The sequence below is a fragment of the Microbacterium sp. NPDC055903 genome (genome assembly GCF_053615555.1).
On the sequence record NZ_JBSHCA010000002.1, the window covers coordinates 88,288 to 110,711 of the forward strand.

Sequence of the window (22,424 nt, forward strand, 5' to 3'; positions counted from 1 at the left end):
AGAAGCCCGGATGCTCTGAGCATCCGGGCTTCTTCGCGTTCGGCCCCGATTCCTGACGCGTTGGTCCTCCACTGGCGCTCCACCAGCCCTCCACTCCGCTCCACTCGCCGTCTCCCCCGGAATCCCGGGGGAGCGCGGCGATGGTGTGCGCCGATGTGGCAAGATTCCTGCATCCGGTCGTAGGAAAGTGGAGCAAAGTGGAGTAAAGTGGGGAATACCTCGGGTTGGCCGGACGCAGAGGGGGTGTAGGCCGATGTTGCTGGGAACGCACGCTCCGAAGCTCGACGACAAGGGCCGTGTGATCCTCCCCGCCAAATTTCGTGAAGACCTGGGTGGCGGCATCGTCGTCACGCGTGGTCAGGAGCGTTGCCTCTACGTCTTCAGCACGGCCGAGTTCGAGGCGATGCACGAGCGGATCCGTCAGGCTCCGCTCAGCAACAAGCAGGCCCGTGACTTCCTGCGCATGTTCCTCTCGGGGGCGAGCGCGGAGATGCCGGACAGCCAGAACCGCATCACCATCCCCGTTCACCTCCGCCAGTACGCGGGGCTCGAGAAGGAGCTCATCGTCACCGGCGTCGGCGCACACGCCGAGATCTGGGATGCCGCGGCCTGGAACGCCTACCTCGAAGGAAACGAGGAATCGTACGCAGAACTGGAGCAGGAGGTGATTCCGGGATTGTTCTGACCCTCGGCTGTGATGCCCCGCCGCTCCCGCCCCGACACACTTCCCCGGTGCCGGGTCGAGACGCGGAGGGGGATCAGGGTCGAAGGTCACCCGAAGAGATCATGAGCATTCGCGACATCCACACCCCCGTGCTCCTCGAGCGCTGCATCGAGCTGCTGGCTCCCGCCCTGCAGCACGACGGCGCCGTGCTCGTCGATGCCACTCTCGGCATGGGCGGGCACACCGAGGCGTTCCTGGAGCGCTTCCCCAAGCTCAGGGTGGTCGGCCTCGACCGCGACACGGACGCCCTGCGTATCGCCTCGGAGCGCCTGGCACGCTTCGGTGACCGGGTCTCCTTCGTGCACACCGTGTACGACGAGATCGGCCTGCACGCGCACGGCGCCTCCGGCATCCTCTTCGACCTCGGGGTCTCCTCGCTGCAGCTCGACGAAGCCGATCGCGGTTTCGCCTATGCCAAGGACGCGCCGCTGGACATGCGGATGGACCAGACCAAGGGCACCACGGCTGCGGAGGTGCTCGCCACCTACAGCGAGGGGAACCTCCGCCGCATCTTCGAGCGCTACGGCGAGGAGAAGCTCGCCGCCCGCTACGCGCGCTTCATCGTGCAGTCCAGGGATGCTCAGCCGCTGGAGCGTTCAGGGCAGCTCGTCGAGCTCCTCGTCGCGGCGACTCCCGCTGCTGCACAACGCGCAGGGCACCCGGCCAAGCGCGTCTTCCAAGCGCTGCGGATCGAGGTCAACAGCGAACTGAGCGTGCTGGCGGACGCCATCCCCTCGGCCATGGATGCGCTGAGCATCGACGGGCGCATCGTCGTGATGGCGTACCAGTCGCTGGAGGACCGTCTCGTCAAGCAGGCGTTCGCTGCCGCATCCGCATCGACGGCGCCCGCGGGGCTCCCGGTGGAGCTCCCGGAGCACGCGCCGCGATTCCGGATGCTCACCAAGGGCGCCGAACTGGCGGACGACGAAGAACGGGCTCGCAATCCGAGGGCCATCCCCGTGCGACTGCGCGCGGCTCAGAAGCTGAGGGAGGCGTCATGAGCGCTGAAGCAGTCCTCCTGCCCGAGCACACGCGTCCGGAGCGCCGCCGTTCGCTGCGACCGCTCGAGGCGCCGGCGCCTCGCCGTCGACCCAAGCTCGTCTACGCCGTCATCGCGCTCGGCGGTGCCGCGCTGATCGCCCTGGCCCAGATCGGCCTCACGATCGCCACCACGCAGGATTCCTTCGTCCTCAAGGACCTCACCTCGCAGAACAGGGCGCTGACCCTGGAGGCACAGGCCCTCGAGGACACGCTCGCGGGCGTCAGCTCGCCGCAGGCTCTGGCGACGAAGGCCTCCGAGCTGGGCATGGTCGTCGCCGGGAGCGCCTCGTACCTGCGACTGAGCGACGGCGCCGTCGCCGGAGCCGGCTCCGACGCCGGCTGGGTGTCCAGCGTCAACCCCGCAGGCTCCGGCGCCGTGGCCAACGCGCTCCTCGACGCCAAGGTTCCCGCGGCTCCCGCCCAGGAGACCGCGGCGGAGACACCGGCATCCGACCTCCCCGCCACCCTGGAACAGGGCCTTCCGACACCGAGCACGCACTGATCAGGAGATGACATGACCACGCGCGCAACCCGAGGATCCCGCCGTCGCACCGTCGTCGCCCTCGCCGTGGTCCTCGCGGTCATCGGGGCGTTCCTCGTGCGCCTCGTCGACATCCAGGTGGTCAATGCCGCCGATCATGTCGAAGACTCGCTGTCGACGGGAAATCTCGGCACGACGACGACGCTCGCTGGCAACCGGGGAAGCATCGTCGACGCGCAGGGAACGGTGCTCGCCTCCAGCACTTTGGTCTACGACGCACAGCTCGATCCCTATCTCATCTCCCATCTCGAGGCCGAGGGCGAGGAGCCCATGCCGTGGGCCGAGGCGTCCGAGCGGATCGCTGCGATCACAGGACAGAGCGGCGAGGACGTACGCGCGCTCGTCGCCGGTGCACTGGAGAAGAACGAGAAGTCGCGATACGTGCAGCTGAAGAAGGGACTGACGACCGATCAGTACCTCCAGCTCCGCGAACTCGGCCTCTCCGTCTACCTCGCCATGCCGTCGCGGTCGGTCCGCGTCTATCCGAACGGCGCCGTGGCGGGCAACATCGTCGGGTTCCTTGACGGTGCGGGCGATGCCCAGTACGGCGTGGAGAAGCTCGCCGACCAGTGCCTGACGGCTGACGACGGCTCGCGCACCTACCGTGTCGGCAAGGATGGCGTCGTCATCCCCGGCAGCGAGACGACCACGGAGGCCGTCGACGGGGGCACCGTGCAGCTCACGCTCAACAGCGATCTGAACTGGTACCTGCAGCAGATGATCGCCGAGGAGGCGCAGAAGCAGGGCGCCGCCAGCGCGACCGCGACCGTCGTCGAGGTGAAGACCGGCAAGATCAGGGCGGCCGCCGAATGGCCCGCCGTCGACCCCAACGACATCGACGCGACGAACATGACCTACTGGACGTCGCAGATCTTCTCCGCGCAGTTCGAGCCCGGATCGACGTTCAAGGCCATCACTGCCGCGACGGTCATCGATCAGGGCGCAGCGAACTGGTCGACCGGAGTCTCGGCGGAGAGCAGGGAGACCTTCTCCAACGGCGCGGTGATCAACGATCCCTTCCCGCACCCCCGATACGACTACACCCTCGCCGGCGCGCTCATCGACTCGTCGAACGTCGCGCTGTCGAAGTACGGAACGCTCGTCTCTCCCGAGACGCGCTACGACTACCTCGACGCCTTCGGAGTGGGGCACAAGACCGGCATCGGGATCGTCGGCGAGACGGCGGGCACCTTGCATCCTGCGTCCGAGTGGGACAACCAGTCGCTGTACACGACCACGTTCGGGCAGCACTTCACGATCTCCGCAGCCCAGCTCGCGAGTGCCTATCAGACGCTCGCCAACGACGGCGAGCGGATCGATCTCTCGCTCATCGAGTCGTGCACCCAGTCGGACGGCACGGTCGTCGATCAGGCGGAGCCGGAGACCACCAGGGTGATCTCCGAGGACACCGCTTCGCAGGTGCAGCGGATGCTGGAGAACGTCGCTGTGCAGGGCGGTCTCTCCGAGAGGATCGAGGTGCCCGGCTACCGGATCGCCACCAAGACGGGCACGGCGCAGACTCCGAACGGCAACGGCGGATACAAGTCGGGCGTCTACGACGTGAGCATCGTCGGGTTCGCCCCTGCGGAGGATCCTGAGTACGTCGTCGTGATCACGATGGACGAGCCGACTAAGATCAGGACGTCGGCCGCCACCGCCTCCGCCTTCCAGAAGGCGATGACGCAGGTGCTGAAGACGTACCGGGTCCAGCCGTCCACCGAGCCCATGGAAGACCTGCTGCCCAAGTTCAACTGAGTCGGCGAGAGCCGCGCATGGAGAAGTCATGATCGCCCTGTCGCTTGCCCGGATCGCTGCTGTCCTCTCGGGAGAGCTGCGTGTCGCCGGCGGGCACACCCCAGAGACCTTGATCGACGGCATCGTCGACACCGACTCCCGGCAGATGGGGCCCGGTACGGTCTTCGTCGCGAAGCCAGGAGCGGCCACCGACGGCCACAACTTCGTCGCCTCAGCGGCCGAGGCCGGTGCGGCGCTCGCGATCGTCGAGCGTCCTGTTGACGTGGAGATCTCCCAGATCGTCGTTGCGGATGCCGTCGCGGCGCTCGCGGACCTCGCCAAGGAGGTCGTCGCCGTAGTGCGCGCGCTCGGCGGTCTGCGCATCGTGGGGATCACGGGCTCCAACGGCAAGACAACGACCAAGAACATGCTCGGCCGCATCCTCGAAGCCGAGGGCGAGACGGTCGCGCCGATCAACTCGTACAACAACGAGGTCGGTGCGCCCGTGACGATGCTCAGGGTCACCGAGTCGACCCGTTTCCTCGTCAGCGAGTTCGGTGCGAGCGCGCCGGGCCGCATCGCCCACCTCGCGGGTCTCGTCGAACCGGACCTCTCGGTCGTGCTCATGGTCGGCATGGCGCACGCGGGCGGTTTCGGCGGCATCGAAGAGACGGCGAAGGCCAAGTCCGAGCTCGTCGCCGCGACGCGCGAGGGCGGAACGAGCATCCTCAACACGGATGATCCGCGCGTCGCCGCCATGCGCCCGCTCGCCGAGTCCCGGGGGATCACCGTGATCGGCTTCGGACAGGGTGCTGCCGCCGACGTCCGGGCGCGCGACATCGAGGTGTCCGCCGACGGCACCCGGTTCGTCGTGGAGACCCCGGATGCCGCAGCGCTCCCCGTCCGGCTGAACGTCCTCGGTGCGCACCACGTCGGAAACGCCCTCGCGGCCATCGCCGCCGCCGGTGCGCTCGGCGTGCCGGCCGCCGCGGCCATCGAGCGCCTGGAGTCGCTGGAGATCGCTGAGCGGTGGCGCATGCAGCCGCTGGGCAACGAACGCGTTCGGATCATCAACGACGCGTACAACGCCAGCCCCGACTCGATGGCCGCCGCGCTGCGCACCCTCGCACAGATCACCGGCCCGGACGAGCGCACCGTCGCCGTGCTCGGGGCGATGACCGAGCTCGGCGAGGATGCGGGGGAGGAACACGACCGGATCGGTCTCCTCGCGGTACGCCTGAATATCCAGCGCATCGTGGTGGTCGGGCAGGAGGCACGGCGCCTCTTCCTCTCCGCCGTCGGCGAGGGCTCCTGGGACGGCGAGGCCGTGCACCTGACAGATCAGGACGCGGCGTTCGACTACCTGAAGGACGAGCTGCGCGACGGGGACCGTGTGCTCGTGAAATCATCCAATTCCGTGGGCCTCCGGCATCTCGGCGATCGTCTGGGAGAATTGTTCTCGTGAGGTCCCTGCTTATGGCGGCGGCGATATCGCTCGCCTTCACACTCTTCCTGACTCCCGTCTTCCTGCGACTGTTCCGCAAGTGGGGCTGGGGGCAGGTCATCCGCACCCCCGACGCGATCGAGAACCCGAGCCACGAGGCCAAGCGCGGCACGCCGACGATGGGCGGCGTGATCTTCATCGTCGGCACGATCCTCGGCTACTTCGTCGGCATCTACGCCGGCGGCAGCCAGCCGACGATCTCCGCCCTGCTCGTGCTCTGGGTCATGGTGGGCTTCGGCGTGGTCGGCTTCATCGACGATTACATGAAGGTCCGCTCGCAACGCAGCCTCGGCCTCTCCGGATGGCGGAAGATCCTCGGTCAGCTCCTCGTGATCATCCCGTTCGGCATCGTCGCGCTGAACTTCCCGAACAGCTGGGGGCAGACACCCGCGAGCGCCTACATCTCGCTGTTCCGTGACATCCCCTGGCTGAACCTCATGGCCGGCGGTGTGGTCCTCGGCTGGATCCTCTACCTGGCCTGGATCTCCGTGATCGGCGTGGCGACCTCGAACAGCGCCAACCTGACGGACGGACTGGACGGCCTCGCCACCGGAGCCGGCATCTTCATCGTCGGCGCCTACAGCCTCATCGCGTTCTGGCAGTACAACCAGGTCTGCGGGGTGGACATCGACAAGAGCGTGGTGTCGGCCTGCTACGAGGTGCGCGATCCCTTCAGCCTCGCGATTGTCTCGGCCTCCTTCGCGGCGTCGCTCATCGGATACCTCTGGTGGAGCGCACCCAAGGCGAAGGTCTTCATGGGCGATGTCGGCTCGATGGCGATCGGCGGCGTGGTCACCGCGATGGCGATCCTCACCCGCACCGAACTGCTGCTCTTCCTCATCGCCGGCAGCTTCGTCATCTCGTCCGGCTCGGTCATCCTGCAGCGGCTCTACTTCAAGGTCACGCGCGGCAAGCGCATCTTCCTCATGAGCCCCTTCCACCACCACCTCGAGATGCGTGGCTGGCCGGAGGTGACGATCGTGATCCGGCTGTGGATCATCGCCGGGCTTCTCGCGGTCTCGGCCGTCGGCCTGTTCTACGTCGAGTGGCTGAGCCAGGTGTCATGACGACGTCACGACTGGACGGCCTCACCAGCTGGCACGCCGACTGGAAGGGACTGAGAGTCGCCGTCCTCGGTCTCTCCGTCACCGGCTTCGCCGTCGCCGACACGCTCACCGAGCTCGGCGCAGAGGTGCTCGTGCTCTCCGAGAGCGCGAGCGAGGAGTACGAACGCCTCATCCCCGTCATCGGTGCGGCACTCGAGCTCGGTCCGCTGAGTGAGGTGCCAGACGCGCTCCGCGGCTTCGACGCGGATGTCGTCATCGCCTCGCCCGGCTTCCCACCCTCGCATCCGGTCATCCGATGGGCTCAGGAGAGCGGCATCGCGCTCTGGGGCGACGTCGAGCTCGCCTGGCGCGTGCGGGACAAGGTGGTGCGCGCAGACGGCACTCCTGCCGAATGGGTGCTCATCACGGGCACCAACGGCAAGACGACTACGACCCAGCTCACCGCGACGCTGCTCGTCTCCGGCGGCCTCCGCGCAGCCCCGTGCGGCAACATCGGCATCCCCGTGCTCGACGCGGTCCGCGACCCCGCCGGCTTCGACGTGCTCGTCGTGGAGCTCTCCAGCCATCAGCTCTGGTATCTGGGGCAGAGCGCGGCCGTCGCCGAGCTCGTGCCGTACTCGACCGTCTGTCTGAACCTCGCCGACGACCACCTCGTCTGGCACGGCAGTGCGCAGGCCTATCGGGATGCGAAGGCGATCGTCTATCGCAACACCAAGGTCGCCTGCGTGTACAACAAGGCGGACGAGGCCACCCTCAGAATGGTCGAGGACGCCGAGGTCGTCGAGGGCGCACGCGCGATCGGCTTCGACCTCGGCGTGCCGGGCCCGAGTGATCTCGGAGTCGTGGAGGGGATCCTCGTCGATCGCGCGTTCCACGACGACCGCGCGCACAGCGCTCTGGAGCTCACGACGGTAGCCGACCTCCAGCGCACGGGTCTCGCCGCGCCCCATCTTGTGCAGAACATCCTCGCAGCGTCCGCCCTCGCTCGTTCCCTCGGGGTGTCCCCGGCGGCGATCGCAGAGGGCCTCGCGTCCTTCCGGCTCGATGCCCACCGCATCCAGGTCATCGCCACGCACCGCGGCATCACCTGGGTCGACGACTCCAAGGCGACCAACCCGCATGCGGCGGCGTCGTCCGTGCGCGCGTATCCCGGCGCCGTCTGGGTGCTGGGCGGCGATCTCAAAGGCGTCGACATCGCAGAGCTCGTCTCCGAGGTCGGCTCGACCGCTCGCGCTGCGGTGGTGATCGGCGTCGCCCGCGAAGCGGTCGTGACCGCGTTCGGACGACACGCGCCGTCGGTGCCGGTCTTCGAGGTCGACACTGGCGACACTGGAGAGGTCATGAACCGCGTGGTCGAGATCGCGTCGGGGATCGTCGAGGGAGAGGGCACCGTGCTCCTCGCGCCCGCGGCAGCATCCTTCGACCAGTTCACCGGCTACGCGGAACGCGGCCGCCGCTTCGCCGAAGCGGTGCAGGACTGGATCGACCGGGGGAGCGCCGATGACGCAGGTCGCTCGCCCGAAGCGCACTGAGACGACAGGGCTCGCCGCCCGCGTCTCGTTGGGGCGCATCTTCACCCCCGTCTCGACGGAGTTCCTGCTCATCGCCTCCTCGGCGCTGCTGCTCACCGTCTTCGGACTGGTGATGATCATCTCGGCCACCAGTGCCACAGAGGCCGGCACCATGGACACGGCGATCAAGCAGGCGATGTTCGTCGCCGTCGGCCTGCCGATGATGTTCCTCGTCAGCCGGATGCCGCTGACCTGGCTGAAGCGACTGGCCTGGCCGGCCCTGATCGGGGCGACGCTGCTCCAGCTGCTCGTCTTCACCCCGCTGGGTGTCAGCTCCTACGGCAACCAGAACTGGATCGTCATCGCAGGGTTCCAACTGCAGCCGTCTGAGTTCCTGAAGCTCGCGCTGTCGCTGTGGATCGCGTACGTGCTGCTGCGCAAGAAGACGCTGCTGGCCAACTGGAAGCACGTCTTCATCCCCGTGATCCCGGTGTCCCTTCTCGTCATCGGCGCCGTGATGGCCGGAGACGACCTCGGCACGGCGATGGTGCTCGTGCTCGTGCTGCTCGCCTGCCTGTTCTTCTCCGGCGTGAAGCTGCGGCTGTTCATCATCCCGCTCATCCTCGGCGCCGGCGGCGTGCTCTTCTACGCGCTGTCCAGCGAGAACAGGATGCGGCGCATCACCGCGCTCTGCGCGAACGTCGACCCCGCCGTGAACACCGAGTCGTACATCAACGAGTGCTACCAGTCCATCCACGGCATGTGGGGCATGGCGACCGGCGGCGTCTTCGGCCTCGGTCTCGGCAACTCCCAGGAGAAGTACGGCTGGCTTCCTGCGGCATCCAACGACTTCATCTTCGCCATCGTCGGGGAGGAACTCGGGCTCATCGGATGCATCGTCGTGCTGGCGCTGTTCGTCACCTTCGCCGTCGGCGCCTTCCACGTGATCCGCAAGACCGACGACCCGTTCATCCGCGTCGCCGCCGGCGGGATCACGGTCTGGATCATCGGGCAGGCCCTCATCAACATCGGCGTCGTGATCGGCATCTTCCCCGTGATGGGCGTGCCGCTGCCCTTCATGTCCCAGGGCGGCACGGCGCTGCTCTCCGTGCTCCTCGCCTGCGGTGTGCTCCTCGCCTTCGCCCGCACGCTCCCGGCAGCCGAACGGGGTAAGGTCGCACGGTGACCACGTACCTTCTCGCCGGCGGAGGCACCGCCGGCCATGTCAATCCGCTGCTCGCCGTCGCCGACGGCCTGAGAGCGCGCCAGTCGTCCGACGAGCTGCTCGTGCTCGGTACAGCGGAGGGACTGGAAGCCAGGCTCGTGCCCGCGCGGGGCTACGAGCTGCTGATCGTGGACAAGGTCCCGTTCCCGCGCAAGCCGAACGCGCAGGCCGCTCGGTTCCCCGCGCGCTTCCGTCGCGCCGTCCGCCAGGTCCGCGAGCACATCCGCGCGCGCGGCGTCGACGTCGTGATCGGCTTCGGCGGCTACGCCTCGGCGCCCGCGTACGTGGCGGCGCGGCGCGAGGGGATCCCCTTCGTCGTGCACGAGGCGAATGCGAAGCCGGGACTGGCGAACAAGCTCGGCACGCGCGGCGCCGCCGGCGTCGGCGTCGCCTTCGAGGGCACGCCGCTGAAGCATTCCGAGGTCGTCGGCATGCCGCTTCGTCGCGAGGTCGTCCTCCTCGACCGGGCGGCCCTGCGCGACGAAGCGGCCGCGGAGTTCGGCCTCGACGCGGACAAGCCCGTCCTCCTCGTCTTCGGCGGCTCGACCGGGGCCCTCCGGTTGAACAACGCCTTCGGCGATTCCTGGGGCGATGTGCTCGCCGCGGGGTGGCAGCTCCTGCATGTGACGGGCGAGCGCAGCGATCTCGCCGATCCCGGCGTGCCGGGGTACGTGGTGCGCCGATACGTGGACCGGATGGACCTTGCCTTCGCGCTGGCCGATCTCATCGTCTCCCGCTCCGGCGCTGCGACGGTGAGCGAGATCAGCGCCCTCGGCCTCCCCGCCGTGTACGTGCCGTACTCGGTCGGCAACGGGGAGCAGCGCCTGAACGCCGCCCCGTCGGTCGCCGCCGGAGCCGCGATCCTGCTCGACGACCCGAGCTTCTCCGGTGACGTCGTGCGCTCGAGCGTGATCCCGCTGCTGAACGATGAAGCGCGCATCGCCGAGATGAGAGCGGCCGCTGAACGGATCGGCACCCGGTCGGGCACCGAGAACGTCATCGCGATGATCGATCGCGCCCTGGCGCGCTAGCCGCCCGCGAGCCGCACGGCACCCACGCATCCACGCCGACTTAGGATTGACGGGACATGATCAGACCTGACCTCACCCTCCCCATCCCGGAGGACATCACCGCTGCGCACTTCATCGGCATCGGCGGCTCCGGGATGAGCGGGCTCGCCAAGATGTTCCTCGATGCGGGCATCCGCGTCTCCGGTTCCGATCGTGCTGACAGCGCGGCGCTGCATGCCCTCGAGGCCGCCGGGGCGACCGTGTACGTCGGCCACGACGCCGCTCAGCTCGGCGACGCGGACACCGTCGTGCACACCGGCGCGATCTGGGCGGAGAACCCCGAGTTCGTCACCGCCAAGCAGCGCGGCCTGCACGTCATCCACCGTTCCCAGGCTCTGCACTGGCTGATCGGATCGCGGCGGCTCGTCTCGGTCGCCGGTGCTCATGGGAAGACGACCTCCACCGGCATGATCATCACGGCGCTGCGGGAGCTGGGCGCAGACCCGAGCTTCGTCAACGGCGGCGTCATCGAGCAGCTCGGAGTCTCCAGCGGCTCCGGTGCCGACGAACTCTTCGTCATCGAGGCGGACGAGTCGGACGGGACGTTCCTGCTCTACGACACGGCCGTCGCGCTCATCACGAACGTCGACCCGGATCACCTCGACTTCTACGGCTCGGACGAGGCATTCCACGACGCCTTCATCCGGTTCGCGGATGCCGCGACAGAGGCCGTCGTGATCTCGAGCGACGACCCGGGTGCGCTGCGGGTGAAGGCGGGGCTCAGCCACTCCCACGTGATCACGTTCGGCTTCGCCCCCGACGCCGATCTGCGCGTGAGCGATGTGGACGTGACGGGGCCGGTTTCGGCGACGCTCACCCGTGGCGAGGAGTCCGTGCGCCTGCAGCTCCCCGTGCTTGGTGCGCACAACGCCGTGAATGCCGCAGGCGCTGTCGCGGTGCTGCAGACCCTCGGCTTCTCGCTCGCCGATGCGGCGCGGGCGCTCGAGGCGTTCGCCGGCACCGTGCGCCGTTTCGAGCTGCATGGCACGGAGCGGGGCGTGGCCGTCTACGACGATTACGCGCATCATCCGGCCGAGGTCGAGGTCGCGCTCGCGACGGCGCGGGCGGTCGTGGGGGAGGGCAGGGTCATCGCGATCCAGCAGCCGCACACCTACTCGCGTACGCAGCACATGTACCGCGAGTTCGCCGAGGTGCTCGAGCAGGGTGCCGACCACACCGTCATGCTCGACGTCTACGGGGCCCGCGAGGATCCGGTGCCAGGCGTCACCGGGGAGCTCGTCTCCGGCGCCTTCGCGGATCAGGGCAACGTCCACTTCGTCGCCGACTGGCAGGAGGCGGCGGATTACACGGCATCCATCGCCCGCGAGGGCGACTATGTGATCACCCTCGGCTGCGGCAACGTCTACCAGATCATCCCTCAGGTCCTCGGCGCTCTGCGGCGGACCGCAGGGGAGTGAGGCATGCGTCGGCCCGCACCGCTTCCCGCTGAACAGGCGAAGCCGCAGCGCGAGCCGGCGCGGCGGGCGTCTCCTGCGCCTCGCACCGCCGACGTGCAAGGGGAACCCGAAGCGGATATCGCCGTCCTCGATGCCCCGGAGCGGGCGGCGGTGCAACCCTCCGATTCGCAGGAGCTGACGCAGCGCGACGTCTGGCGGGCGGCTCGGGCGAGGCGGAAGGCGCTCAAGAGCGAGATCCGTCGGTTCACGCAGCGCTCGCGCAGGCGTCGGATCGTCTGGCTGAGCGTGCTGGGCGCACTCGTGCTGCTCGTCGGAGGGAGCGCTGCCGCTGCCTACAGCCCGCTGTTCGCGGTCGAGAAGGTCACGGTCGTGGGCGCGTCGACGCTCGACCCGGCGACCGTCGAGGCTGCGCTTTCGGGCCAGGTCGGCACACCCCTCGCGCTCGTGGACGCGAGCGAGGTCAAAGCATCCCTGCTCGCCTTCCCGCTCATCGAGACCTACACGCTCGAGGCGAGCCCTCCACACGGGCTCATCGTCCGCATCGTCGAGCGCACGCCGGTCGGCGTGATCCGATCGGACGCCGGCTTCACCCTGGTCGATGCGGCCGGTGTCGTGCTGTCCACGACCGATGCGCAGCCGGAGGGGCAGCCGTTGCTCGAGATCGAGGGGGGTGCGGACTCATCCGCGTTCACCTCCGCCGGGCTCGTCGTGCGCTCCCTGCCGGCGGAGCTGCGCGCGCAGCTGACGCTCGTACAGGCGGCATCGGCCGACGCCGTCTCGCTCACCCTGGGCGGTCGGACCGTGGTCTGGGGGAGCGCGGAGGACTCCGCGCTCAAGGCGCTCGCGCTGCAGGGGCTCATCGCCGCGAACCCGGATGCGGACTCGTTCGACGTCTCGGCGCCCGGCGTCGGCATCGTGGGCTGAAGCCTTCTTCGGTCGACGAGGGACACCGAGTTTCCCCGACACGCGCGTGTCATTGCCGACGCAGGCGGATGCGGCGCATACCTTCGATCAAGAGAACGCAATACCGGGAAATACTTTATACCTCTAGTTGAGGTTTAAGGTTCGCCACCCCGCAGCAGAAGATTTCAGGCTCGACACATCGGAGGCCGGCCATGAGCCAGAACCAGAACTACCTCGCCGTGATCAAGGTCGTCGGCGTCGGCGGTGGCGGCGTCAACGCCGTCAACCGCATGATCGACCTCGGCCTGCGCGGGGTCGAGTTCATCGCCGTCAACACCGATGCGCAGGCGCTGCTCATGAGCGATGCAGACGTCAAGCTCGATGTCGGGCGCGAGCTCACGCGCGGTCTCGGCGCCGGCGCCGACCCCGAGGTCGGTCGTCGTGCGGCGGAGGATCACGCTGAGGAGATCGAGCAGGCGCTCACGGGGGCGGACATGGTCTTCGTCACCGCCGGTGAGGGCGGCGGCACCGGTACCGGTGGCGCACCGGTCGTCGCCCGCATCGCGAAGTCGATCGGCGCGCTGACCATCGGTGTCGTGACGAAGCCGTTCTCCTTCGAGGGGCGACGCCGCCAGAGTCAGGCCGAGGCCGGCGTCGCGAAGCTGAAGGAAGAGGTCGACACCCTCATCGTGGTGCCGAACGACAGGCTGCTGGAGATCAGCGACCGCGGCATCTCGATGATCGAGGCCTTCGCCACCGCCGACCAGGTGCTCCTCGCCGGTGTGCAGGGCATCACCGACCTCATCACCACGCCTGGTCTCATCAACCTCGACTTCGCCGACGTCAAGTCGGTCATGCAGGGTGCGGGCTCCGCCCTGATGGGCATCGGCTCCGCGCGCGGCGCCGACAGGGCCATCAAGGCCGCAGAGCTCGCCGTCGAATCGCCTCTGCTGGAGGCGTCCATCGAAGGTGCGCACGGCGTGCTGCTCTCGATCCAGGGTGGTTCGAACCTCGGCATCTTCGAGATCCACGATGCGGCGGACCTCGTCAAGGAGGCGGCGCACCCCGAGGCCAACATCATCTTCGGTACGGTCATCGACGACACGCTCGGCGACGAGGTGCGGGTGACCGTGATCGCGGCCGGGTTCGACGGCGGCGAGCCGTCGCTCCGGCTGGACCCGACGTTCGTCTCGCGCCCCGCCAGCCTTCCTGAGCAGGTGCGCGACGACCTCGATGAGGCCGCCTCATCTGCGGAGAAGCCTTCGGAGACCGAGACCATCGCGCCGATCTCGGTGACGAGCAGCATCGAGCCCGCATTCGTGGACGACGGGGATCTCGACATCCCCGAGTTTCTCAAGTGACGCTCGCGGCGCGGCTGTCGGCGATCGATGAGCAGATCGCCGACGCCGCGCGCGCAGCGAGCCGGGATGCCTCGGAGATCACGCGGATCGTCGTGACGAAGTTCCATCCGGCGTCGCTCGTGCGGGAGCTCGCCGCGCTCGGCGTCACCGATGTCGGTGAGAACCGCCAGCAGGAGCTCACCGCCAAGCGGGATGAGCTCTCGGCCGATGCGGGCGCGGTCACCGCCCTGCGCTGGCATTTCATCGGTCAGGCGCAGACGAACAAGGCGGCCGCGATCCGCCGAAGCGCGGATGCCGTGCACTCCGTCGACCGTGAGCGGCTCGCCGTGGCGCTGCACAGGGCGGCGGACGGCCCTGGCATCCTCGACGTGCTTCTGCAGGTCAACCTCACAGACGATGCCGGACGAGGCGGAGTTCGCCCTGATGAAGCTTCGGCGCTGGCCGACGCGATCGCGGAGCTGGATTCGCTCCGGCTGCGGGGGGTCATGGCCGTGGCGCCCCTGGACGAGGAGCCGGCGTCCGCGTTCGCCCGCCTGCGCCAGGTCTCCGACACGGTGCGCGCGCAGCATCCGGACGCCACCTGGATCTCGGCGGGTATGACCGCGGACTTCGTCGAGGCGATCGCCGTCGGCGCGACACACCTCCGGATCGGCTCCGCAATCACGGGTCCCCGCCCTCCGCAGGGATAACCTCGATGCAAGACCAGCCCCAGACGTTCGAACACCGGAGGACACGATGGGCAACCCGCTGAAGAAGACCATGGTGTATCTCGGCCTCGCCGACGAGGAAGAGGTCTACGAGGACCAGACGCCTCAGACGCCCGCCCGTGCGCACCGCGACCGCGACGTCGAGGAGCCGGCTCCCGCGCCGATCACTCCGCTGCGTCGCCCGACCGCCGTGCGTCAGCCGGCCGGAGGAGCAGTGAACGAGATCCTCACCGTGCACCCGAAGCAGTACCGCGATGCCCAGCTCATCGCTGAGAGCTTCCGCGAGGGCGTGCCGGTCATCATCAATCTTTCCCAGATGTCCGACGCAGAAGCTCGGCGTCTGATCGACTTCGCGAGCGGCCTCTCGCTCGGCCTCTACGGCCGCATCGAGCGGGTGACCTCCAAGGTCTTCCTGCTGTCGCCGGAGAACATCGCCGTCTCGGGTCACGGGGGTATCGCGCACGCGGACGCCGAGTCCGCGGGCTTCGATCACGCCTGACCCGTGGGCTCGCTGGTCTCCGTCATCGCGGGCATCGTCCACCTGGCGCTGCTGCTGTACATCTTCGTGCTGTTTGCGCGTCTGATCCTGGACTACATCCCGATCTTCAACCGGTCGTGGCGTCCCAAGGGCTTTGGGCTGGTCGCCGCTGAAGCCGTCTACACCGTCACCGACCCGCCGATCCGATTCTTTCGGCGCATCATCCCGCCACTGCGTATCGGCGGGCTGTCCCTGGATTTCGGCTTCACGCTGACGATGCTCGTCGTGCTGATCCTCATGTCGATCGTCCGGTTCATCGCCTTGGCGGCGGTGTGATCGCGCTCGATCCGCCCCGTCGACGTCCCGCCGCGCCGACCCCTTCGCGTCGCGGCTCCCACCTACGGGGGCTATGCTTGGCTCCCAGGTGCGCGCCCCGGGTACGCACCTGATCAACACCGCGCCATAGTCGAAAAACTGGCAACCGAACTCATCGAAAGAGGAGCCACCCATGGCACTGACCCCGGATGACGTCGTCACCAAGCAGTTCCAGCACGTCCGTTTCAAGGACGGCTTCGACCCGGACGAGGTCGATGACTACCTCGACGAGATCGTCGTCGAGTGGCGCAAGGTCATCGAGGAGAACAAGGAGCTCAAGGCGAAGCTCGCGGCCTTCGAGTCGGGCGAGCAGGCTGCTCCCGCCCCGGCCACCGTCGCCGAGGTTCCCGCTCCGGTTCAGGCTCCCGTCGCCACGACGACGCCGGACGCAACTGGTTCCACCACGGCCACCGCAGGCATCATCGAGCTGGCGCAGCGTCTGCACGACGAGCACGTCGCCGAGGGTGAGGCCAAGCGCAAGCAGCTCATTGCCGAGGCGGAGACCGAGGTCGAGAAGATCCGCAGCGAGGCGGCAGCCAAGCAGCGCGAGGAGTCGGCCCGTCTGGAGCGCGAGCGCAACACGCTCGAGGCCCGCATCACCGAGCTGCGCACGTTCGAGCGCGACTACCGCACACAGCTGCGCGGGTACATCGAGGGTCAGCTCCGTGACCTCGACGAGAAGTCGGCGTCCACGGACTCCACGCCGGTCTCCGCGATCGGCCTGTAAGGCGCCCTCTTGTCAGGACGCCGTCCCCTTCGTCGGTCGGCGGCCGGCGCGATCGTCGCGATTCTCGCGATCGTCGTGCTGGCCGCCGATCAGTACGTGAAGCACCTCACGATCGAGAACCTGCCCGAGAAGCAGCCTGTGCCTGTTCTCGGGGATTTCCTGCAGTGGTACTACATCCGCAATTCGGGAGCAGCATTCTCCCTGGGCAGCGATGTGACCTGGATCTTCACGATCGCCCTCGCCGTCGTCGCGGGAATCATCGTCTGGAAGGCGTTCGGGCTCCGGTCCCGGCTCTGGGCGGTCGTGCTCGGCGCCTTGCTCGGGGGAGTGCTGGGCAATCTCACCGATCGCCTCTTCCGGGAGCCGAGCTTCGGCATGGGACATGTCGTCGACATGATCTCGATGCCGTGGATGATGCCGGCAATCTTCAACGTGGCCGACATCTTCATCGTCTCCGGCATGATCTCGGTCGCCCTGCTGATCGCCTTCGGGCTGCGCTTCGACGGTACCCGCGAGAGTGATCACGTCGAGGCGGAGAAGGAAGCCGCAGCCGCCGCGGAGCAGGACGCCGAGGCCGTCGACGCGGACATCGCGGATGACGCTGACGGTTCGGCCGTGGATGCGGAGGGCGCAGACGTCGCCGAATCCGACGACCGCCTCGATCGGGAAGCGCCCTCCGGCGCGGCATCCTGATCGTGGATTCCCGTACTCTGCCCATTCCTGACGGGCTCGACGGCGTACGCGTCGATGCGGCGCTGGCGAAGATGCTCGGATTCTCGCGGACGTTCGCCGCCGAGGTCGCCGAGGCCGGCGGCGTCAGCATGGACGGCGCGACGATCGGCAAGTCGGATCGCCTTCGCGCCGGATCCTGGCTGAGCGTCGAATGGCGCCCGAAGGAGGAGCCGAGGATCATCCCGGTCGAGGTGCCGGAACTGGGCATCATCCACGATGACGACGACATCGTCGTGGTCGACAAGCCGACCGGTGTCGCCGCACATCCGTCGCTGGGATGGGAGGGACCGACCGTCCTCGGCGCTCTGGCCGCAGCGGGGTTCCGCATAGCGACCAGTGGAGCGCCGGAGCGCGCCGGCATCGTCCACCGGCTCGACGTCGGCACCAGCGGCCTCATGGTGGTCGCCAAGACCGAGCACGCCTATACGGTGCTCAAGCGGGCGTTCAAGGAGCGGACCGTCGACAAGATCTATCACGCTGTGGTGCAGGGGCATCCCGATCCTCTTGCGGGAACGATCGATGCGCCGATCGGTCGCCATCCGAATCACTCGTGGAAGTTCGCCGTCATCCCGACGGGCAAGGACTCGGTCACGCACTACGAGACGCTCGAGGCGTTCCCTGGAGCATCGCTGCTCGAGATCCACCTCGAGACCGGACGTACCCACCAGATCCGCGTGCACATGGCCGCTCACCGGCATCCCTGCGTCGGCGACCCGCTCTACGGCGCGGATCCGACGCTGTCGGCTCGGCTGGGGCTGACCAGGCAGTGGCTGCACGCGCATCGCCTGGCGTTCGAGCACCCCGCGACGGGGGACTGGGTCGAGTTCGCCTCGGACTATCCGGCCGATCTGGCCGGGGCGCTGGAGATGTTGCGCGGCGACTGAGCCCGCTGCGTTTCGGTCACGCGTCGGGCGGCTTGCGCTGTCGAGACCCTGCCGATTCGCGACCGGCGCCGCCGACAGATCACGCGTCGGGCGGCCCGGCATAGCCACAGGTCGCCCCAGACGTGACCGAACTGCGGATGTCGGATGCCTGCGCCACACTGGGGGCATGAGCATCGAGGTGCGTCCCGCGACGGTGTTCGATGACGTCGCGACGCTGGTGGGGCCGAAGAAGCCCACGTCGAACGTGTGCTTCTGCCTGAGCTATCGGATCGGGAACAAGGAGAACGTCGCGCTGCGCGGTGCCGATCGTGCCGCCCGTGTCCGTGAGCTGTGCGATCACGATCCGCCGCCTGGGGTGATCGCCTATCTCGACGGCGAGCCGGTCGGCTGGGCGGCGCTGCACCCGCGGCGTGACACCAGCTTCGCGCGCAACAGGCTCATCCCGCACGTCGATGATCTCGATGTCTGGTCGCTGTGGTGCTTCCGCGTTCGGCCTGGATATCGCAAGCGGGGTGTCTCGCACGCCCTCATCCAGGGAGCAGTGGCCTCTGCGCGCGAGCGCGGGGCACCGGCGGTCGAGGGTTACCCTGTCGACAACGTCGGCGCGAAGGTGAATCTCACGATGGCGTACGTGGGGACCCGTGCTCTGTTCGAGGCCGCTGGATTCGTGAAGGCAGCCGACACCGGCTCGGTGCTCGACGGCTTTCGCCGGGTGCTGATGCGGCTCGATCTCCGCGCGGACGACGAAGCGTGAACTGCATCCGGGCTCAGAGGCAGGACAGCGTCCTCGGTCATCGATGAAGCACCGTGAGCGGCGGGCGCCGGTGTCGGATGCCGAAAGTAGACTCGAAGCATGGCATCCGACTCCTTCGTCCACCTCCACGTGCACAGCGAGTACTCGATGCTGGACGGTGCGGCCAAGATCACCGCGATGACCCAGGCGGCGGCCGATTACGGCATGCCTGCGATCGCAGTGACCGACCACGGCAACACCTTCGCGGCCTTCGAGTTCTACAACGCGGCCAAGAACGCGGGGGTAAAGCCCATCGTCGGCCTCGAGGCCTACGTGACTCCCGGAACGCATCGCAGCGACAAGACCCGCGTGCAGTGGGGATCGCCGGATCAGAAGAGCGACGACGTCTCCGGTTCGGGCGCCTACACGCACACCACGATGTGGAGCCAGTCGACCGAGGGAATGCACAACCTCTTCCGGTTGAGCTCGCTGTCGAGCATGGAGGGCTACTACTTCAAGCCCCGCATGGATCGCGAGCTGCTGCAGACCTACGGCAAGGGGATCATCGCCACCACGGGCTGCCCGTCCGGCGAGATCCAGACCCGGCTCCGTCTTGGGCAGTACGACGCGGCACGCGCTGCAGCCGCCGAGTTCCAGGACATCTTCGGCAAGGAGAACTACTTCGCCGAGATCATGGATCACGGCCTGTCCATCGAGCGAAGGGTGATGACCGACCTCCTGCGCCTGGCCAAGGATCTCGGCATCCCGCTGGTCGCCACGAACGACTCGCACTACACGCACCAGCACGAAGCAGACGCGCACGCGGCGCTGCTGTGCGTGCAGTCGGGGTCGACGCTCGACGATCCGAATCGCTTCAAGTTCGACGGCGACGGGTACTACATCAAGACCGCCGCTGAGATGCGCCAGATGTTCCGGGACCACCCCGAGGCGTGCGACAACACGCTGCTCATCGCCGAGCGCTGCGAGGTCGAGTTCAACACCTCGGCCAACTACATGCCCCGCTTCCCCGTGCCGGACGGGGAGACCGAGGACAGCTGGCTCATCAAGGAGGTCGAGAAGGGGCTGCACTACCGCTACCCGAACGGCATCCCCGACAAGGTGCGCAAGCAGGCGGAGTACGAGACCGGGATCATCCTGCAGATGGGCTTCCCCGGCTACTTCCTCGTCGTCGCCGACTTCATCAACTGGGCTAAGGACAACGGCATCCGCGTCGGCCCCGGCCGTGGTTCCGGTGCGGGCTCGATGGTCGCCTACGCGATGAAGATCACCGATCTCGACCCGCTCGAGCACGGCCTCATCTTCGAGCGCTTCCTCAACCCCGACCGTGTCTCCATGCCCGACTTCGACGTCGACTTCGACGACCGCCGCCGCGGCGAGGTCATCGACTACGTGACCGAGAAGTACGGGTCCGAACGCGTCGCCCAGATCGTCACCTACGGCACCATCAAGTCCAAGCAGGCGCTGAAGGATGCCGGACGCGTGCTCGGCTTCCCGTTCAGCATGGGGGAGCGGCTGACCAAGGCCATGCCGCCGGCGGTCATGGGCAAGGACATGGAGCTCGGCGGCATGTTCGACCCCGAGCACAAGCGCTACAAGGAGGCCAGCGAGTTCCGGGCTCTCATCGAGACCGATCCCGAGGCCAAGACGGTCTTCGACCGCGCCCTCGGTCTTGAGGGTCTGAAGCGTCAGTGGGGCGTGCACGCCGCCGGCGTCATCATGTCGTCCGAGCCGCTGCTGGACATCATCCCGATCATGCGCCGTGAGCAGGACGGCCAGATCGTCACCCAGTTCGACTACCCGTCGTGCGAGACGCTCGGTCTCATCAAGATGGACTTCCTCGGGCTGCGAAACCTCACGATCATCTCCGACGCGCTCGACAACATCCGGATGAACAAGGGCGAGGAGCTCGATCTCGAGCACCTCGAGCTCGACGACAAGGACGCATACGAGCTCCTCACCCGCGGTGACACCCTGGGCGTGTTCCAGCTCGACGGTGGACCGATGCGGTCGCTCCTGCGCCTCATGAAGCCGGACAACTTCGAAGACGTCTCGGCCGTCATCGCCCTGTACCGCCCTGGGCCGATGGGAGCGAACTCCCACACCAACTACGCCTTGCGCAAGAACGGTCTGCAACCGGTCACCCCGATCCATCCTGAGCTCGAGGAACCGCTGAAGGACATCCTCGACATCAGCTACGGCCTGATCATCTATCAGGAGCAGGTCATGGCGATCGCGCAGAAGGTCGCGGGGTTCAGTCTCGGCCAGGCGGACATCCTCCGTCGCGCGATGGGCAAGAAGAAGAAGTCCGAGCTCGACAAGCAGTACGAGGGCTTCCACGACGGCATGATCGAGCGGGGCTACGGCGAAGGAGCGATCAAGGCGCTCTGGGACATCCTGCTGCCCTTCTCCGACTACGCCTTCAACAAAGCGCATTCCGCCGCATACGGGCTCGTCTCGTACTGGACCGCGTACCTCAAGGCGCACTATCCCGCCGAGTACATGGCGGCGCTGCTCACCAGCGTCGGCGACTCCAAGGACAAGATGGCCCTCTACCTCAACGAGTGCCGGCGCATGGGCATCAAGGTGCTGCCGCCGGATGTGGGGGAGTCCATCAACTTCTTCGCCGCAGTCGGGGAGGACATCCGCTTCGGACTCGGCGCGGTGCGCAACGTCGGCAGCAACGTCGTCGAGGGCATCATCCAGGCCAGGAAGAAGGAGACCTTCTCCTCGTTCCACGACTTCCTCGGCAAGGTCCCCTTGCACGTCGCCAACAAGCGCACGGTGGAGTCCCTCATCAAGGCCGGCGCCTTCGACTCGATGGGCGACACCCGTCGCGCACTGCTGGAGATCCATGAGGATGCCGTCGAGGCGGCCGTCGACCGCAAGCGCAACGAGGCGCAGGGTGCCATCGGCTTCGACTTCGACAGCCTGTACGACGACCTCGAGGAGGCGGCTCCGGCGAAGGTCCCCGATCGGCCGGAGTGGACGAAGAAGGACAAGCTCGCGTTCGAGCGGGAGATGCTCGGACTCTACGTCTCCGACCATCCGCTGGCCGGGCTCGAGGTGCCCCTCGCCAAGCACGCATCGATCTCGATCCACGACCTCAACAACTCCGAGGACATGCAGGACGGCGATCAGGTCACGGTCGCGGGTCTCGTCACGAGCGTGCAGCACCGCGTCGCCAAGGCGAGCGGAAACCCGTACGGCATGATCACGGTCGAGGACTTCAACGGCGAGGTGACGGTGATGTTCATGGGGAAGACGTACACGGAGTTCCAGCACGTCCTCCAGCAGGATGCCATCCTCGCCGTCCGAGGGCGTGTATCCAGACGGGACGACGGTTTGAATCTGCACGCGCAGTCCGCGTTCGCGCCGGACGTGGGATCCTTCGACGCGGCCGGGCCGCTGTCCCTCCTCGTCGCGGAGCAGCGTGCGACCGAAAGGGTGATGAACGACCTCGCCGACGTCCTGCGCCGCCATCACGGCGATACCGAAGTGGTGCTCCGCGTCCACAGAGGGCGCACGGCCAAGGTCTTCGAGGTCCCGATGCCCGTATCGGTGTCCGCTGATCTCTTCGGCGACCTGAAATCGCTGCTGGGCCCCGCCTGTCTCGGCTGACGCCGTTGATGAGAAACCCGTGAGGATCCTGCCGCGGTGAAGGTCGCTCC

Annotated in this window: 20 protein-coding genes; all 20 read left to right on the top strand. The window is 67.6% G+C overall.

Translation table 11 applies throughout. From position 1 onward, the window contains the following. Window positions 1-253: 253 nt before the first annotated feature. Window positions 254-685, top strand: coding sequence for a division/cell wall cluster transcriptional repressor MraZ (gene mraZ, locus ACWGJP_RS09755; RefSeq protein WP_452329597.1), 432 nt, complete (start codon window positions 254-256; stop codon window positions 683-685). A gap of 101 nt (window positions 686-786) precedes the next feature. After that, window positions 787-1,725 (top strand): 16S rRNA (cytosine(1402)-N(4))-methyltransferase RsmH, encoded by a 939-nt coding sequence (gene rsmH, locus ACWGJP_RS09760; protein WP_452329598.1) that lies wholly within the window; start codon window positions 787-789, stop codon window positions 1,723-1,725. Further along, on the top strand, window positions 1,722-2,267 hold the full coding sequence (locus tag ACWGJP_RS09765; RefSeq protein ID WP_452329599.1) for a hypothetical protein: 546 nt from the start codon (window positions 1,722-1,724) through the stop codon (window positions 2,265-2,267). The genes rsmH and ACWGJP_RS09765 overlap by 4 nt, the downstream gene beginning before the upstream one ends. A gap of 12 nt (window positions 2,268-2,279) precedes the next feature. Further along, complete coding sequence (locus tag ACWGJP_RS09770; RefSeq protein ID WP_452329600.1) at window positions 2,280-4,061, top strand: peptidoglycan D,D-transpeptidase FtsI family protein; 1,782 nt, start codon at window positions 2,280-2,282, stop codon at window positions 4,059-4,061. A gap of 28 nt (window positions 4,062-4,089) precedes the next feature. Beyond that, the gene (locus ACWGJP_RS09775) at window positions 4,090-5,505 is read left to right on the top strand and encodes a UDP-N-acetylmuramoyl-tripeptide--D-alanyl-D-alanine ligase (protein WP_452329601.1); all 1,416 of its coding nucleotides are present in this window, start codon (window positions 4,090-4,092) and stop codon (window positions 5,503-5,505) included. Further along, complete coding sequence (mraY, locus tag ACWGJP_RS09780; RefSeq protein ID WP_452329602.1) at window positions 5,502-6,611, top strand: phospho-N-acetylmuramoyl-pentapeptide-transferase; 1,110 nt, start codon at window positions 5,502-5,504, stop codon at window positions 6,609-6,611. Before ACWGJP_RS09775 ends, mraY begins: the two co-directional genes overlap by 4 nt. After that, the gene (murD, locus tag ACWGJP_RS09785) at window positions 6,608-8,143 is read left to right on the top strand and encodes a UDP-N-acetylmuramoyl-L-alanine--D-glutamate ligase (RefSeq protein WP_452329603.1); all 1,536 of its coding nucleotides are present in this window, start codon (window positions 6,608-6,610) and stop codon (window positions 8,141-8,143) included. Before mraY ends, murD begins: the two co-directional genes overlap by 4 nt. Continuing rightward, window positions 8,112-9,308, top strand: coding sequence for an FtsW/RodA/SpoVE family cell cycle protein (locus ACWGJP_RS09790; RefSeq protein ID WP_452329604.1), 1,197 nt, complete (start codon window positions 8,112-8,114; stop codon window positions 9,306-9,308). The genes murD and ACWGJP_RS09790 overlap by 32 nt, the downstream gene beginning before the upstream one ends. Next, window positions 9,305-10,378: a UDP-N-acetylglucosamine--N-acetylmuramyl-(pentapeptide) pyrophosphoryl-undecaprenol N-acetylglucosamine transferase gene (locus ACWGJP_RS09795; RefSeq protein WP_452329605.1), complete on the top strand. Its 1,074-nt coding sequence runs from the start codon at window positions 9,305-9,307 to the stop codon at window positions 10,376-10,378. Before ACWGJP_RS09790 ends, ACWGJP_RS09795 begins: the two co-directional genes overlap by 4 nt. Window positions 10,379-10,434: 56 nt before the next feature. Next, window positions 10,435-11,835: a UDP-N-acetylmuramate--L-alanine ligase gene (gene murC / locus ACWGJP_RS09800; RefSeq protein WP_452329606.1), complete on the top strand. Its 1,401-nt coding sequence runs from the start codon at window positions 10,435-10,437 to the stop codon at window positions 11,833-11,835. 3 nt (window positions 11,836-11,838) lie between these two features. After that, a complete protein-coding gene (locus ACWGJP_RS09805; protein ID WP_452329607.1) occupies window positions 11,839-12,759 on the top strand; it encodes an FtsQ-type POTRA domain-containing protein in 921 nt (306 codons plus the stop codon). 191 nt (window positions 12,760-12,950) lie between these two features. Further along, entirely contained in the window at window positions 12,951-14,099 is a 1,149-nt protein-coding gene (gene ftsZ, locus ACWGJP_RS09810) for a cell division protein FtsZ (RefSeq protein ID WP_452329608.1), read from the top strand. Continuing rightward, entirely contained in the window at window positions 14,096-14,788 is a 693-nt protein-coding gene (locus tag ACWGJP_RS09815; protein ID WP_452329609.1) for a YggS family pyridoxal phosphate-dependent enzyme, read from the top strand. Before ftsZ ends, ACWGJP_RS09815 begins: the two co-directional genes overlap by 4 nt. 46 nt (window positions 14,789-14,834) lie before the next feature. Then, window positions 14,835-15,305: a cell division protein SepF gene (locus tag ACWGJP_RS09820; RefSeq protein ID WP_452329610.1), complete on the top strand. Its 471-nt coding sequence runs from the start codon at window positions 14,835-14,837 to the stop codon at window positions 15,303-15,305. A gap of 3 nt (window positions 15,306-15,308) precedes the next feature. After that, a complete protein-coding gene (locus ACWGJP_RS09825) occupies window positions 15,309-15,620 on the top strand; it encodes a YggT family protein (RefSeq protein WP_452329611.1) in 312 nt (103 codons plus the stop codon). Window positions 15,621-15,792: 172 nt separating this feature from the next. After that, window positions 15,793-16,386: a DivIVA domain-containing protein gene (locus ACWGJP_RS09830; RefSeq protein WP_452329612.1), complete on the top strand. Its 594-nt coding sequence runs from the start codon at window positions 15,793-15,795 to the stop codon at window positions 16,384-16,386. Between the two features lie 9 nt (window positions 16,387-16,395). Continuing rightward, the gene (gene lspA / locus ACWGJP_RS09835) at window positions 16,396-17,079 is read left to right on the top strand and encodes a signal peptidase II (RefSeq protein ID WP_452329613.1); all 684 of its coding nucleotides are present in this window, start codon (window positions 16,396-16,398) and stop codon (window positions 17,077-17,079) included. A 2-nt stretch (window positions 17,080-17,081) separates the two neighbouring features. Continuing rightward, complete coding sequence (locus tag ACWGJP_RS09840) at window positions 17,082-18,002, top strand: RluA family pseudouridine synthase (RefSeq protein ID WP_452329614.1); 921 nt, start codon at window positions 17,082-17,084, stop codon at window positions 18,000-18,002. Between the two features lie 166 nt (window positions 18,003-18,168). Beyond that, a complete protein-coding gene (locus ACWGJP_RS09845; RefSeq protein WP_452329615.1) occupies window positions 18,169-18,756 on the top strand; it encodes a GNAT family N-acetyltransferase in 588 nt (195 codons plus the stop codon). Between the two features lie 99 nt (window positions 18,757-18,855). Continuing rightward, on the top strand, window positions 18,856-22,374 hold the full coding sequence (gene dnaE, locus ACWGJP_RS09850; protein WP_452329616.1) for a DNA polymerase III subunit alpha: 3,519 nt from the start codon (window positions 18,856-18,858) through the stop codon (window positions 22,372-22,374). The last annotated feature ends 50 nt before the right edge of the window (window positions 22,375-22,424 follow it).

Bases quoted from the DNA above. Each gene is read 5' to 3' on its own strand.
- mraZ (WP_452329597.1), top strand. From the start codon at position 254: ATGTTGCTGGGAACGCACGCTCCGAAGCTCGACGACAAGGGCCGTGTG.
- rsmH (WP_452329598.1), top strand. From the start codon at position 787: ATGAGCATTCGCGACATCCACACCCCCGTGCTCCTCGAGCGCTGCATC.
- ACWGJP_RS09765 (WP_452329599.1), top strand. From the start codon at position 1,722: ATGAGCGCTGAAGCAGTCCTCCTGCCCGAGCACACGCGTCCGGAGCGC.
- ACWGJP_RS09770 (WP_452329600.1), top strand. From the start codon at position 2,280: ATGACCACGCGCGCAACCCGAGGATCCCGCCGTCGCACCGTCGTCGCC.
- ACWGJP_RS09775 (WP_452329601.1), top strand. From the start codon at position 4,090: ATGATCGCCCTGTCGCTTGCCCGGATCGCTGCTGTCCTCTCGGGAGAG.
- murD (WP_452329603.1), top strand. From the start codon at position 6,608: ATGACGACGTCACGACTGGACGGCCTCACCAGCTGGCACGCCGACTGG.
- ACWGJP_RS09790 (WP_452329604.1), top strand. From the start codon at position 8,112: ATGACGCAGGTCGCTCGCCCGAAGCGCACTGAGACGACAGGGCTCGCC.
- murC (WP_452329606.1), top strand. From the start codon at position 10,435: ATGATCAGACCTGACCTCACCCTCCCCATCCCGGAGGACATCACCGCT.
- ACWGJP_RS09805 (WP_452329607.1), top strand. From the start codon at position 11,839: ATGCGTCGGCCCGCACCGCTTCCCGCTGAACAGGCGAAGCCGCAGCGC.
- ftsZ (WP_452329608.1), top strand. From the start codon at position 12,951: ATGAGCCAGAACCAGAACTACCTCGCCGTGATCAAGGTCGTCGGCGTC.
- ACWGJP_RS09820 (WP_452329610.1), top strand. From the start codon at position 14,835: ATGGGCAACCCGCTGAAGAAGACCATGGTGTATCTCGGCCTCGCCGAC.
- ACWGJP_RS09830 (WP_452329612.1), top strand. From the start codon at position 15,793: ATGGCACTGACCCCGGATGACGTCGTCACCAAGCAGTTCCAGCACGTC.
- ACWGJP_RS09845 (WP_452329615.1), top strand. From the start codon at position 18,169: ATGAGCATCGAGGTGCGTCCCGCGACGGTGTTCGATGACGTCGCGACG.
- dnaE (WP_452329616.1), top strand. From the start codon at position 18,856: ATGGCATCCGACTCCTTCGTCCACCTCCACGTGCACAGCGAGTACTCG.